At 35.4% G+C, this 14,253-nt stretch carries 18 protein-coding genes; 17 read left to right on the forward strand and 1 reads right to left on the reverse strand.

Annotated features, from left to right (window positions below; all coding sequences use genetic code 11):
• Positions 1-149 precede the first annotated feature (149 nt).
• Positions 150-761: a sigma-70 family RNA polymerase sigma factor gene (locus tag BUB05_RS04010; protein WP_073047551.1), complete on the reverse strand. Its 612-nt coding sequence runs from the start codon at positions 759-761 to the stop codon at positions 150-152.
• Between the two features lie 274 nt (positions 762-1,035).
• On the opposite strand from BUB05_RS04010, the gene BUB05_RS04015 reads away from it, so the two are divergent.
• From BUB05_RS04015 to xseB, 17 genes are all read left to right on the forward strand, one after another.
• On the forward strand, positions 1,036-1,512 hold the full coding sequence (locus BUB05_RS04015) for a competence protein ComK (protein WP_139257928.1): 477 nt from the start codon (positions 1,036-1,038) through the stop codon (positions 1,510-1,512).
• 238 nt (positions 1,513-1,750) lie between these two features.
• The gene (locus BUB05_RS04020; protein ID WP_073047559.1) at positions 1,751-2,500 is read left to right on the forward strand and encodes a prepilin peptidase; all 750 of its coding nucleotides are present in this window, start codon (positions 1,751-1,753) and stop codon (positions 2,498-2,500) included.
• Between the two features lie 15 nt (positions 2,501-2,515).
• Positions 2,516-4,132 carry a type IV pilus assembly protein PilM gene (gene pilM, locus BUB05_RS04025; protein WP_073047563.1) on the forward strand — a complete coding sequence of 539 codons (1,617 nt, stop codon included), beginning with the start codon at positions 2,516-2,518 and terminating at the stop codon, positions 4,130-4,132.
• Between the two features lies 1 nt (position 4,133).
• Positions 4,134-5,309, forward strand: coding sequence for a hypothetical protein (locus BUB05_RS04030; RefSeq protein WP_073047566.1), 1,176 nt, complete (start codon positions 4,134-4,136; stop codon positions 5,307-5,309).
• Positions 5,310-5,460: 151 nt separating this feature from the next.
• Positions 5,461-6,705: a PilX N-terminal domain-containing pilus assembly protein gene (locus tag BUB05_RS04035; protein WP_073047568.1), complete on the forward strand. Its 1,245-nt coding sequence runs from the start codon at positions 5,461-5,463 to the stop codon at positions 6,703-6,705.
• Between the two features lie 40 nt (positions 6,706-6,745).
• On the forward strand, positions 6,746-7,093 hold the full coding sequence (locus BUB05_RS04040; protein ID WP_073047569.1) for a type IV pilus modification PilV family protein: 348 nt from the start codon (positions 6,746-6,748) through the stop codon (positions 7,091-7,093).
• A gap of 16 nt (positions 7,094-7,109) precedes the next feature.
• Positions 7,110-7,601 (forward strand): PilW family protein, encoded by a 492-nt coding sequence (locus BUB05_RS04045; RefSeq protein WP_073047571.1) that lies wholly within the window; start codon positions 7,110-7,112, stop codon positions 7,599-7,601.
• 280 nt (positions 7,602-7,881) lie between these two features.
• Positions 7,882-8,307 carry a PulJ/GspJ family protein gene (locus BUB05_RS04050; RefSeq protein ID WP_073047573.1) on the forward strand — a complete coding sequence of 142 codons (426 nt, stop codon included), beginning with the start codon at positions 7,882-7,884 and terminating at the stop codon, positions 8,305-8,307.
• Entirely contained in the window at positions 8,307-9,989 is a 1,683-nt protein-coding gene (locus tag BUB05_RS04055) for a pilus assembly PilX N-terminal domain-containing protein (protein WP_073047574.1), read from the forward strand. The genes BUB05_RS04050 and BUB05_RS04055 overlap by 1 nt, the downstream gene beginning before the upstream one ends.
• Positions 9,982-10,458: a hypothetical protein gene (locus tag BUB05_RS04060; RefSeq protein ID WP_073047576.1), complete on the forward strand. Its 477-nt coding sequence runs from the start codon at positions 9,982-9,984 to the stop codon at positions 10,456-10,458. Before BUB05_RS04055 ends, BUB05_RS04060 begins: the two co-directional genes overlap by 8 nt.
• A gap of 203 nt (positions 10,459-10,661) precedes the next feature.
• Positions 10,662-11,087 carry a prepilin-type N-terminal cleavage/methylation domain-containing protein gene (locus BUB05_RS04065; protein ID WP_073047579.1) on the forward strand — a complete coding sequence of 142 codons (426 nt, stop codon included), beginning with the start codon at positions 10,662-10,664 and terminating at the stop codon, positions 11,085-11,087.
• Positions 11,088-11,105: 18 nt separating this feature from the next.
• Entirely contained in the window at positions 11,106-11,663 is a 558-nt protein-coding gene (gene efp / locus BUB05_RS04070; protein ID WP_073047582.1) for an elongation factor P, read from the forward strand.
• Positions 11,664-11,672: 9 nt separating this feature from the next.
• The gene (locus tag BUB05_RS04075) at positions 11,673-11,954 is read left to right on the forward strand and encodes a CD1247 N-terminal domain-containing protein (RefSeq protein WP_073047585.1); all 282 of its coding nucleotides are present in this window, start codon (positions 11,673-11,675) and stop codon (positions 11,952-11,954) included.
• 54 nt (positions 11,955-12,008) lie between these two features.
• On the forward strand, positions 12,009-12,407 hold the full coding sequence (locus BUB05_RS04080) for an Asp23/Gls24 family envelope stress response protein (RefSeq protein ID WP_073047587.1): 399 nt from the start codon (positions 12,009-12,011) through the stop codon (positions 12,405-12,407).
• Positions 12,407-12,814, forward strand: a complete 408-nt coding sequence (gene nusB, locus BUB05_RS04085) for a transcription antitermination factor NusB (protein WP_073047592.1) — start codon at positions 12,407-12,409, stop codon at positions 12,812-12,814. The genes BUB05_RS04080 and nusB overlap by 1 nt, the downstream gene beginning before the upstream one ends.
• A gap of 39 nt (positions 12,815-12,853) precedes the next feature.
• The gene (gene xseA / locus BUB05_RS04090; RefSeq protein ID WP_073047595.1) at positions 12,854-14,053 is read left to right on the forward strand and encodes an exodeoxyribonuclease VII large subunit; all 1,200 of its coding nucleotides are present in this window, start codon (positions 12,854-12,856) and stop codon (positions 14,051-14,053) included.
• Positions 14,046-14,237 carry an exodeoxyribonuclease VII small subunit gene (xseB, locus tag BUB05_RS04095; protein ID WP_094762699.1) on the forward strand — a complete coding sequence of 64 codons (192 nt, stop codon included), beginning with the start codon at positions 14,046-14,048 and terminating at the stop codon, positions 14,235-14,237. Before xseA ends, xseB begins: the two co-directional genes overlap by 8 nt.
• Positions 14,238-14,253: the final 16 nt, after the last annotated feature.

The raw sequence follows: 14,253 nt of genomic DNA on the forward strand, positions 1-14,253 counted from the left end.
TGTTAAATGAGTTTATGAGTTATTATAAGTGCAACGAGAGTAAGGGATATTGTCAATATTTTGTCTACAAAAGGGAAACCGGAAGGTTTCTTTTTTATGTTGAGGCAATATTTCAGCCTCAACACAATTGACTTGCCTTAATACTATTCCTACGCCTGTTTTTCCATGAAGCTTCTCAGTTTACTGATTGCATTTGCTTTTGTATTGACTACAGTCCTGTAGGACAATTCTAGACCTCTTGATATTTCCTTCATGGACTTGTTCTGGAAATAGTAGAGACGTATTATCTGAGCTTCCCTTGTTGTAAGAATCTTTAGTGACTTCAGGAGGAAGAGGTATTCCTCGCACTTCAGGATATTCCCATCGGCAGATGAATTCTCGTCTTTAATGAGTTCCATGACTTCTACTGTGCCGTCCTTTCCGCCTACCTGCCTGTTAAGTGAGTCGCATTCATCTTTGTTTGACTTTCTACCCAGATCCATGTAGTAGTACTTGAGTCTTGTGCGGGCGTATCCTAGAAAGGGGATGCTCTTGTCCGTGTCATAGTCTTCCAGGCACTGGGCAATGACCAGGTAGCCTTCTTGAAGAAGGTCTTCATAGGTCATGCTGCCAAAGAAGTATTTCTTTACTGAAGACTTTATCAGGGGACTAGTCATTTCCATTACCTTCTCCGTCGCCTGTATGCTACCGTTCAGTGCTTCCTTTAGCTGGAAGTCGAATTCTTCCAGTGTGTATTCTGTTTTTTCATTCTGTTTTTTCAAGAAATTCTCCATTTGGAGAGCGCTCTCTTGTTTTTTCCGGTAGTGAGAGGATACATCCATAAACCTATATTGTAAAAAGGGGAACTTTTGATAATCCTGAAGCTTAATTCAGCAAGTCCCTTAGGGATATATGAAAAGTCCATGTGGATTTGAAAATAATCAAAAAAGAATCTTGATTTAAGTACGTTTGTTCGATAAAATATTTGTGTCGCATTTTTTCAGGTGATGATGTTTCAGGATGTTTAAGGAAAAAATAAAAGGGGAAGACACGGAAATGGAAAAAAATGACAGAAAAGACAGGAAAGAAATCAATTATGATGATGTTGTAGCCCTGGTGCCAAAGTATGAGAAGGATATAGGGGACTGCACTGAAGTGCATACAAAAGACGGCAATCACTTTCTGGAGATGAAGAATGTAAAAGCATGCGTCGACAGGATGGCTGACTATTACTGCACCAATTTAAAGGCAAACAGAAGGGTATACGGTACCATGCTGAACATAAAGAACAAGGTGCCCTATATCTTTTCCGACAAGCATGTAATGGTCCATTTCAAGGCCAGAAATCCCAGGTGCAAGAGGGACGGCGCCAACGGATGTTTTGATGTGTACTATTTCAATGGGTTTGTCAGGGAAGATGGATGCGAATATGTTGCATTGAAAAACGGCGACAGGCTTAAACTGGAACAGACCGTCGAATCCTGCAAGAAATATGTAAATTATGGCAACCTGTTGAAATATGAAAAAAGATGACTAAAGGGAAACCGAAAGGTTTCTTTTTTCAAGAAAGCAGCTACGCTGCGTTAAATACGTTAGTAGATAAATGTGCAAGCATTTATCAAGCGGTATAAGAAAGTTTCATTACCAGCGTAATACCAGAGATTCAAGGAATTACGCATATTTAACTTTCTTATACTAGTAAAAAAACTTTGTTAATCCATGTTCGCTTATGGTATAATATTACTAAATATTAACAATTTAAGGATATATTATGACATTAATGGTAGCAATTATATTTATATATGGCTTGTTTATAGGTTCATTTCTAAATGTCTGTATTTACAGAATACCGGAAGGTAAATCCGTAGTGTCTCCACCTTCAAGTTGTGGAAACTGCGGTCACAGACTTAGCTTTCTTGATATGATTCCGGTACTAAACTATTTTATTTACAAGGGGAAATGCCGCTACTGCGGGGCTTCCTTTTCCATTCAATATCCGTTGATTGAACTCCTGAACGGAATTTTATATCTATTGATTTTTATGAAGTACGGTTTGTCTTTACAATTTGTTTTATATGACGGTATTGCTAGTTTGCTTATTGTAATAAGTATTATAGATCTGAATACTAAGACAATACCTGACGGTATAAACCTCTTTGGTGGAATATTTACAGTATTGCTGGGTATATATCTTTTTAGAGGTGACTATTTATACCATTTTTACGGATTTCTATTTGGATTTCTACTTTTTCTGCTAATTGCTGTTGTTACAAATGCAATGGGGGGAGGAGACATTAAGCTTATGGGAGTCCTGGGAATTCTATTTGGATTAGAAGGAATAATATTCACTACGGTTATCAGTTTCATTTATGGAGCAGTAATATCTTCAGGACTTATTATATCAGGTAAAGCCAGCAGAAAAGATTTTATACCATTTGGACCATTCATATCTTTAGCTGCTTTAACATATATACTAGTTGGAGACATCATACTTGAATTGTATTTCAATATTATATTTTAGGAGGTAAGGGGTAAAATGGCTAAATTTATTTCTATTGATATCGGCAGCAAGAACATCAAGATAGTTGAAGGCTCCTCGGACAAGAAGAACATCAATATCATCAAAGCCGTCTCTGTTGATACTCCTGCGAGTTCAATGAGTGAAGGCAATATCATTGACTATGAAAATATTCGCAATGTAATTAAGCAGACAATCACCAAGAATGGTATTAAAACAAAGAATGTAGTATTTAGTATAAACACTACATCACTAATTACCAGAACCATTGAACTCCCAGTTGTTAAAAGCAGTGATGAAACCATTCAAATGATACGATTTGAACTTGAACAATTTTTACCTGTTGTTTTGGATGAATACAAGATAGTATTCAGAATCATTAAAAATTATGTTGAAGATGGAGTTAAAAAGGGGAGTTATTTAATCAATGCAGTACCTACAAAGCTCATTGACGACTACAGAAAACTTTCTGATGATTTAGGTTTGAGACTTCAGTCGATTGACTTGTCATTCAATTCACTTGAAAGAGTATTTTCTGTGGGCAGGACAATCAATGATGTAAAGATTGAAAAAGACAAGGCATACTATGTTTTGGAGTTTGGTCATAAATCAATTATTTTCAACGTCATATCAAATGGTAACAATCTCTTCACCAGGATAATCAACCTGGGTGGTAGTGATATAGATGTTGGGATCGAGAACATGTTTGAAGTAAACTCTGAAAATGCAGAAAAGATCAAGCATAAGTTTTCAACACTTGACACTTCCGAAATAGAAACCGAGGAAGAGAAGTTTGTTAACAACATCATTGAAACCAATCTTTCTTCCTGGATTAATGAAATAAGGAGACTTATACAATACTTCAATTCAAGAAACAAGGGAATTGTAATTGACAATCTATTCATTTACGGTGGATCTTCAAACATAAAAAGTATAGACAATTATTTTTCAGAAGCACTGGAAATTGAAAGTCAGATAATAAAAGATATTTCGGGATTCAAGTCCGGCAGCAGCAAGCTGATGGAGGAATTCAATCTATCGGAATACCTGGATGCTGTTTCAGGACTTTTGGTATCCAAGAATGACATGAATCTTTTGTCTGATATCATCAAAATGAAACAAAGCAGACTTAAGGGTGTCTTTACCGGGTCAATTCTACTTGGCGCTGTTGCACTCGCTCTAATTTTATATTATCTGAACTTCATGGTAGAAGTTAATTCCCTAAACAATGAGATAGACTACTATGATGATATAATCAACAATCCTGTATATCAGGAAAAATATCAGGAAATGCAAGCTATGGAAAACAAGATAAATGTTCTTAAGGAATACAAAAGTGCACTTTCGGTTTTGAATGAACAATTATCAAAATCAGATACGGTACAAACTGACCTGTTGAATTTCATTTCATCTACTGTACCGGTTGACATAAGTATTGATTCATTGTCTATCAACGGTGAAAATATAGTGATACAGGGAACTTCAATACTGAGGGAATCTGTAGCACAACTTGAAAAGAATCTTAAAGATATTGATATTATCGACAAAGTATTTATCCCAAGCATAGCAGAGCAGGAAAAAAATGTATCAAATTATAGCTTTTCTGTAAACTGTACAATAAAGGATGTGAATTAATATGAAAATAAGTAGTAGAGAGAAAATGTTATTGTTAGTATTAGTTCTAGTCATAGGTGCATATTTGTTTTATAATTTCGTATATTTAAAAAATGAAGAAAGGCTTGCTTCACTTGAACAGGAGTTGAATGAAAAAGCAGCCACTGCAAATGAACTCTTGAATGCAGTTGAACGTGAAAAGGAATTGAGTTTTGAATTCAAATCCTTGAATTTTGAAATTTCCGACATGTCAACCCCTTATTTACCTCAAATAGATCAGGAAAAAGTCATTGTATTCTTTAACAAGTATTTTGACAACTATGGTATAGATGTAAGCAGTATTAATTTCACAGATGTAAACTTGACTACTGTTGAGTATACTAATATTTCGAAAAAAGATAAAGCTGAATATCCCTTGCATGATTTGAAAAATAAATATTTCGAAGTTGATGCTGAAGTGGCATTAGAGGAAGAGTCTTTTTCAGCTACAGCAGAAAACATGCAATTGGTATTTGATTTTGAAACAGACTATTATGATCTCATGGATTTTATCGATGCATTGCAGACAAACCAGATAAATTTTGTAATATCAAACTCAAATATTGTATCTTCAGAGGAAAGCGCAACAACAATGACCGGAACAATGCAGGTGGCTTTATATTCCATACCTAAACTCCATGACCACGAAAATCTTGAGTGGGTTTGGAATGATCTTATAGAATACGGAAGGGCAAATCCTTTCTATCTGGACAATGTAGTATTGAATCCCTATTGGACTACGAGATACGATTTGAATATGTCAGTCGGACCGATTCAATCTGATTCACCAACTGTAAGCATCGGCTTGTTCAATGATCCAACTTACAATTCATATGTTTATGCAGACAGCAACAATGTGGAAAATATTGAAATCCAATTCAAGCAGGAAGGAGATGAATATTTTTACAAGTACAAAACACTCCTTGGTTCTTATCCTGACAATTATCAATTCTGGATAGAATTCGAACCTGTAAATGAATTCATCAGCATGAATGTAACTTCTTCAGCAAGGACTTCAGAAGAAGATCAATCGGGAGCAAATATTAGTATAGTCAACAATACGGATAAACTATTCTATATAAATGTCTACAGTGATGATCTTGTAAGACCTAGGATAAATGTTGAAACTACTGAGAATGTTATAATAAAGAATGATTGATAGACAGTACAGACCGGCAGTTTAATACCTGCCGGTTCTTTAAATCCAAAACTTATCATAATATTATATATATTTTATACTATAATGGGTATAAATATTATGATAAGATATACCTTTTATTATTTAATATATTTTGAATGGAGTGACAAAGATGATAAGAAATGAAAAAGGTTCGACAATGGTTATGTTAATATTGATATTAGCAATTTTATCATTATTTGGCATCGTTCTAATGAATACAAGTGTAAACGAAAATAGAAATGCAATAAAAGAACATGATTATCAACAGGCATATTTTTATGCAAGGGCTGGTGCGGCAGCAACCGCTGATTATTTTTATAGAAATCCTAAGTCTAAAGACGAATTAGAAGATGATTATCTACTTGGCGAGGGTGATGACTTGTTAGAAAATAAGCCAACTGTATATGGAAATGGGTCATTTGTGGTTGGTGTCATGCCAACTGGAACAACTGATTTGATTGTCAAAAGTGTAGGAACATACAACGGTATAGATAAAACTGTGATGGCCTTGCTTGAAAGAGATCCACCATTTGGAAATGATGCAGCAATAGTAGTAGATAATGAATTGGTTTTTGATGATGGTGTAGTAACAGGTAAGATGATTATTGATTCTGATGGAGAATATAGTATTAAAAGACCTCAAGTTGACTATGATGAAAACAACATATCTAGAAAATATTTAGATTATGAAGTGTATGTAGTCGATGAAAGTCCAGAAAGTTATGATTTAGTGGCAGATGCAAACTTTGATGTAAAAATATTAAATCAAAAACTAACAGGTATGGACAAGAAAGAAGATATATTTACAGCAAATGATGATTTGGAATTTGATTGTAGAAACGTAGGTACAGGTTCAGAAGAGCTTTATGTCGGAACATATCTTGGTAATGTGAATTTTGGTAATAAAAATTTGACATTTAAAATTAATAACAATGGTGTAGATAACGTTCCTGAATTATATTTTCAACATTTATATGGGGCGGGTTCCATAGATCTCGAAGGAAGTGGAAAAATTATTATCCGCCTGCAATCAGCATATATTACATGTGATATTTTATCCCATGAAGATGATGGAATGTTTTTGGTTACAACATATAAAGACATTGATCCTAATGAATGGAGAAATTATGAAGATGGTGAAATAGTAATAAAAACTGGTGATCAAGGAGCTGAAAATTTATTTATTTTTGCACCTGATAAATCTGTTTATATAGAAGCCAGCGGAGGATTGCATGGTGCAATAATTGCTGATTATGTTGAAATAACGTCAGATAAATCTCATGTGCATTATGAAGTTCCGCCATATTCAATTTCAGGTGAAGAGATTGGAAATGAAAAATATACTTATTCGGTTAAAACATGGACAGAGGAATAGAGCGGATAGCAAGCCTTAGCTTCGCGACGTGGAGGTTATTATGTGTAAATATTTTAAGAGCGAAAACGGATTTACATTAATTGAGTTGTTACTGACTGTTACTATACTCTCTTTCGTTATAGTTGGATTTCTAAATCTATTTTCATATGGGACGTCTTATCTCAGTATGGCTAGGAGTAAAAGTACTTCATCTGTACTTGCTCAATCCGATGCAAATACTATGATGAGTGATGTAGATACTACTGGTTATGAGAAAATAAGTTTGCCAATACATTTTAACGAAGAAACAACAGAAAATGTTACAGTTAATAAAATATATGTTGAGAAAGATGTTGAAGATAGAGTTGATCAGAATTCAACAATTTATTCAATAAAAACAGATAATTAGCATTGGGGATGTTGTTATGAAAAATTTAGATAAAATAAAAAATACCAAAGGATTGACGCTGGTTGAGCTGTTGATTTCACTTTCCATAGTCGCAATGGTAATTTCTGTTACTGTTATGATGTCGTTAATAGGGTTAAGATCGTTCAGCATGAGTATGGCACAGTCAGATATTCAATATGAAGTAAGAAGAGCCTCGGCTTATATTACTGAAGAATTGCGAAATTCTACGAAAATTAGTACCACAGATAGTGGTTTGGACGATATTGTAATTGATGATTTAATAGATGGTAATGACTCATTATCATCGAATATTAAGATTGACAATAATGTCTTGACTCTTTACATAAAAGCGGATAAGGTTGGTGTTGGAACAAACATTAATACTTCATATGATTTGACGACTGAGATTTTGTTAAACAATTACTCAACAACAATGTCTCCAATTGATGTAACAACCATATATTATTCATCACCTGATGATACTGACTTTGAGCCAAGTTGGGATTAAACGCATATATAATCAAAGATTTAGGACTCCTCAAACAGAGGAGTCTTTTACTTTGTGCGCAAAAAATAAAGAGTAATTAGAATGTTGTTAAACGACACTATATAGAACAAATCGCACATTTTTTTTACCCAACATTTAAAAATAACAACACGGCGCTATCTGCACTCCAAGGTGTTAATCATATAGCAATAATCTTAATTTTTTGAATAATTAACTGTTCAGGTGGTATATAAATAAATAGTGTGTTATTATATATTTAAAAATTATGGATGGACATATCATGAAAAATATATTAAAAAACAATAAGGGTTTTACTATTTTGGAAATATTGTTCACAATAGCTATATTTTCAATAATCATTGTTCCTATGTTTAATCTTCTTATTGTATCTGCTAAAATCAATAAATCCACTGAAACTGAAATAAGCTCTTTGTCGGATGTGCAGAAAACTCTTGAAACCATTAAATCCTATTCCAAAACAGAATTCGAGAGTTTAGCCCTCGATGGAGTTAGTACTCAATTTCAGGGAGAAACAAATTTGTATTATAAAATCAATCCTGTCAACGAATATCAGCTGTCCCAATTTTCTACAGACGATACTTTGTACTTTATTGAAATAACCATGAAAAATGACAATGGAGACATACTGCAGTATACAGAAGGAACTAAATTATTGGCAGTCAATCTATCAGGAGGCGGAGAATAATGTTCAAAAAAATCAACAATAGAGGCTCCTCATTAATATTACTTATTTTCGTAGTTTCTATTCTATCGTTACTTGGTGTTACTCTTATGGCTACATCAATGACAAACCTTAAAATCAGCAAGAAAAATACTATTGCCAGCAATAATTTTTATTCAAGTGAATCCGGTCTTGATGAAATATATGCTCTTTCAATGAAAATTTATGATACTGCCTACCATGATTCACATGATTTCATAATGATATTGGATGCTGCATTGAACAATTATTCAAAAGATGGTGAATTCACTTCGCTTTGTCATCCCGATGGCAGTCAAGTTACGGAAACCGAGTTTATTACTATATTGAACAAGCCATTTTATGACGATGCACTGGATGATGAGTTCAAGAAATATTTTGAATCGAAATATTTACTTGATTATCGTGAATACCTTATGGCTAACAATTTGGATTATGATGACTCAAAGCTTCTGTATTCATCGAACAGTATAAAACCTACTATTGCTCTAGCCAGTGTTCCGGGATTTTCATCAAACGAATTGACTCTTCAGGTTAAATCATCCTATATGAGTGAAGGTATTTCCAGGAGCACCTACATGGATTTGGTCATAGCAACTCCTGATATATCTACCGTAATAACGGAAGAAAGCATATATACTGAAATTGATCCCTATAATCCCTTGCTGGAGCGTCCTCTTGTTGTTCAAGGAGATTTATATTTAGATGGTGATATAGAAGTTTATGGTGATATTATCATTTTTGGCGATTTGATAGCTGAGGATGATTTCAATATGAACATGAATGGATATAATCTTGCTGTATATGGAAGCTACGACACAAATTCTAAAGAAGTTTCAATATCAGATGTCAATGAACTGTACCTTGAAGATTCTTCTGCCGCAAGTAATATTGATTCCATCTCTTGGAGTAAAGATAAGGAATCAGATGAATTCAGGGTCGCCACACTTGGTCTCGGGGTATATGAAGCAGGAGGCTCTTTCATAAGCCAAATGGAGGCAGCTTTGGAGAATATTGGAGAGGATGCCAAAAATGTCAATAAATCAACTTACGACACGATGAGTGTAGCAACAGTAATTGCTGAAGATATTCAACCAATCCAGCTTCTTTATGATCTTTCAGGTATGAATAACACAAATGATCCTTTTCAATATAGCGATATCTTCTACTCATCAAATACATCAAATGAAAATGAAAAATCATTGGATATATATGGATATCCATATCAAGGTACAAAAAAAAATCAGGATTATTACGTGTCTGAACAAGGTACCACTATTGTCGTTGACGGCGACGTACCTTCAAGTGTTAAAATAAATTATGAATCCGTTCAGGCAGGAGTAGGATGCATCAAGGGTGTATTTCTGGCAACCGGAGAAATAAATGTTACAGGAAGTACTTCAATAGAGGGTTCTCTGCTTGCCTTTGATGATATTCATCTTGATGCAGAGAATGAATCTATTACTTTGACAAATACTCCAATGACCAATTTGACGCAGTCAGTATACAGTTCGGATGATAAGGCTGCTGTAGACCTTGAAAATGCCTTTAAACCAGCATTGAAATATATTGACGAACTTCCTACTGAGAAGGTTATTGATGAAATAGTTCTCCCTGAAGATCAAAATCTGATTCATCGTGAAAACTGGAGTGTTACATATGACTAAAATTGACAATAAGGGACTGACGCTTGTAGAAATGATAATAGCTCTGGGAATGACTTCGTTTGTCATGGTTCTTGTTTTTTCTATCCTGTTGGGAAATATTCGCAACAATAACAGAATAGATAATTCCAATGAACTTCAGTATCAAGCTCAGGTGATCAGCAATTTTCTGAATACAGAGATATCACAGGCTTACGGATTTGATTATGATGACCAGGAAATCATACTTAAAGATAATGACGATGATCCCGGTACAACCAGTCCTAAAATTAAATTCACGCTGGAGGCCAATAATACTCTTTATGTCGAAAAAACTGTAATAGGTACCGGGAAAGTCCCTCTTGCGGAAGATGTGGTATCGTTCAATCTTACAAGCCCTGATAATAACAATATACGTTATGAGGTGGTTCTGGAAAGAGGCGATTCATCATACAATTTAATTAATGTTGTGTATATGAGAAATATGAACTGAATTGCTGCTTTACTTTCAAAGGAAGTTCAAATAGACCTTGAATATTGAATCATTTCAGTGCTTTTTTTGAAAAATTTTATCAAGTGATTTTATTGTATTGATTTAACTTATTCTTTAGTATATAATTGATATGCTTGTGCATATATTCAAATGCTTTTTACTTAAATTTACAACAATAATTCTTATTAGGATTGGTATCGACTATGGATAGTAAAGGGTACACTTTGATCGAATTAATATGTATTTTTGCTTTAATTTCTATATTATTACTAATTACAGTCCCAAATATTGACATTGATTTATTTTATTTGGATAAAATAGCAAAAGAGATGACTTATGACATTAGAATGGTCAAATCTGAAGACATGCTTGAACCAATCAAGTCATTCAATATTGTATTGTCAGACAATGGATATAGTATAAAATATTCAAATGGAATGCCAAAGTATTATAAAACCGTTAATTTAAAAGATGGATATCAAATAGCATTTGACAACAACAGCATTATGTTCAATGCTAACGGGACACCGAAGCATGCACAGACCATCACCATACTTCATACATCAACCGGTAACAAGAGGGAAATAACAATAGTACCCTACACCGGTAGAATATTATTATTAGAATAAACATTAACAGGAGGAAATATGATATCAGCAGGTGATATTAAAAAAGGAATCACTATACAATGGAATAACGGAGTTTGGCAGATAATAGACTTCCAGCACGTTAAACCGGGAAAGGGAGCTGCATTTGTCAGAACGAAGCTTAAGAACGTAATGACTGGAGCTATCAGGGACGAGGCTTTCAACCCGACTGAGAAATTCCCCAAGGCCCACATAGAAACAAAGGAAATGGAGTATCTCTATTCAGACGGAGAGCTTTACCACTTCATGGATTCTGAAACTTACGAGCAGATCGCACTCAACCATGACCAGGTGGAAGAGGCTATCAAGTTCCTTAAGGAAAATGACATTGCGATAATGAGATTTTTCCAGGGCAAGCCTTTCGAGGTACAGGCACCAAACTTTGTAGAGCTTGAGGTTGTACATACTGAGCCTGGATTCAAGGGAGACACTTCCCAGGGAGCACAGAAACCTGCAGAGGTTGAAACTGGAGCTACTGTCCAGGTGCCGCTGTTTGTTGAAATTGGCGATAAAATAAAAATCGATACCAGAACAGGTGAATACCTGTCAAGAGTATAGGAGGGTAATATGGATTACTTGTACGAAAAGGTTGCATACCTTAACGGTCTTATTGACGGAATGGAAATGGAAGAGACTACAAAGGAAGGAAAGGCAATTTCTGTAATAGCTGAAATTCTTGAAGACATTATCGAAACTCTTGACGATATGGATGAAGAGAAAGCTGAAATGGAAGAGTATGTTGAGCTTATGGATGATGATCTTACAATCCTTGAAGAAGAAGTATTCGGAGAGTTTGACATCGAAGAGCTTGACGAGGACATTGAAGAAGTGGAATTTGACGAAGAATAAAACGGGAGATTATTCTCCCTTTTTTCTTTTCAAATAGCGGAAGGAGGTATTATTATGAGTGAAAAACATGAAATGCTGAACGACGGACAGGTGAAAATATCGGATGAGGTTATAAGCATAATTGCAAGCATAGCAGCTTCCGAAATAGAAGGAGTCAATTCTGCCGCAAGCGGTTTTGTTGACGGACTTTCCAGTCTTTTTACCAAGAAAAGCTACACTAAGGGCATTAAGGTTGAACTTAAGGATAATGATGCCGTTATTGACATGACAATTACCATAGATTATGGTTTCAAGATACATGATGTTGCCGAACAGGTACAGTCCAAGGTTAAGAGGGAAGTGGAAAACATGACCGGTCTTAACGTAACAAAGGTTAATGTTATAGTACAAAATGTTGTGATTCCCAAGGAAGAACCAGTGGAAGAGGAAACTGAAGAGGTTAAAGAAGATTAATGAGTAGAAAAGAAACCAGAGAAGAACTTATGAAACTGTTTTATCAGCTGGATATGACTGATAAGATTGAAGGATTCAATGCTGAAGAATACGTGAAATCCCTTGAGATGAAGGTTGATGACAAGTACTTCATCGAAACGGCAGACAATTTCGTCAACAATCTGACTGAAATTGACGAATCCATAGAAAAGTATTCCAACGGATGGAAGCTTAACAGGATAGCGAAGGTTGACCTTGCAATCCTCAGGCTTGCAGTCTGTGAAATGGAATACGACGAAAGCATCCCTGTAAGCGTATCAATAAACGAGGCTGTGGAAATAAGCAAGAAGTATTCAAACTCGGACGCCCACAAGTTCATTAACGGGATACTTGGAAATTTAAGCAGAAGCAAGGATCAGGACAGCTAGCTTTAGCTGTCTTTTTTGCAGCCGGGACGGAGTGATATTATGAAGCTGAAGCCACTTAAGGTGTCTGAACTCAATGCCTATATAAGGAAGATTCTATACAGCAATCCCATTTTAAGCAACGTTATAGTCACCGGTGATGTAAGAGACTACCGGGAGTCCAAAAACGGCTTTAAATTCTTTTCTCTTGCCGATGAGGACAGTATTATCAACTGCGTATCCTTCCATAAGTCCCTTGCTCTAAAAGAAGGGACAAGGATAGTGCTGAAGGGCAAGGTGGAAGCCTATGACAAGCGAAGCACCTACCAGATAATAGTCAGCGAGGTTGTGGAAGAGGCTAAAAGTGAAGAGAGCCTGTTTCTTTCGGAGCTTAAGAAGAAGCTTGAAAAAATGGGATACTTCGATATGGAGCACAAGAAGACTATTCCTGAATGTCCGAAGAGGATAGGTGTAATCACATCTCTCGAAGGGGCCGCGGTGGAAGACATAAAACGAGTCTTCAGGGAATGCAGTGTAGGCTTGGATGTTTTCTTTTACAATTCATTCGTACAGGGGCGGTCGGCAGTGTTCAATATCGTGTCAGGAATCAAGCATTTCAACTCCAGGAAGAAATGCGACGTTATTATCATAGCAAGGGGAGGAGGATCCAAGGTGGATCTTGATACCTTCAATGATGAAATAATCGGAGCCAGCATATATAAATCCGAGACTCCCATCGTGACAGGCATAGGGCATGGAAGCGACATGACCATAGCTGACCTTATAGCAGACAAGGAGACACAGACTCCTACTGCGGCAGCCGAATATGTAATGAGAAAATACAAGCTCATGGTTCATAATCTGCCATACATGTTGGAAAACCTGAACTCCAGAGCTTGCGACTATATTGATAGAAGGAAATATTATGTAAACTCACTTGGACAAAGGCTTGATTTCATAGACGGCAGAAGAATTTTCGACAGGAAATATGATATAATTAAGATGAAGAAAGGTGATATATCTAGATGTTTCACTAAATATATCAGCGATAAAAACAGTATTCTTAATGAAATGCATATTAAACTTAGAGAAAACAACATGGCTGAAATTTTCAACAAGGGCTTTGTTCTTTTAAAGGACAGTGACAACAAGATTGTCAGAAATATCTCAGATATTAAAAAGGATGACATTGTGGTCATTGAAAATTTAAATGAGTTTGCTAAAGCCAAAATTCTTGATTCGGGAGTAAAAGACAATGAATAAAATGACTTTTGAAGAAGCTGTGAAAAAACTTGATGAAATGGTACAGTCCTTCAACAATACGGACCTGACCCTTGATGATGCTGTAAAGAACTACGAGGAAGGGATGAAGCTGTACAAGTACTGCAAGGATCTTGTAGAGAAGGCTGAAAACAAATTTGAAACAATAGGCGAGGAATTGAAATAAATATCTCCCTGTGATA

Origin of the sequence: Dethiosulfatibacter aminovorans DSM 17477 (assembly GCF_900142005.1) — a bacterium.
Lineage (GTDB): Bacteria > Bacillota > Clostridia > Tissierellales > Dethiosulfatibacteraceae > Dethiosulfatibacter > Dethiosulfatibacter aminovorans.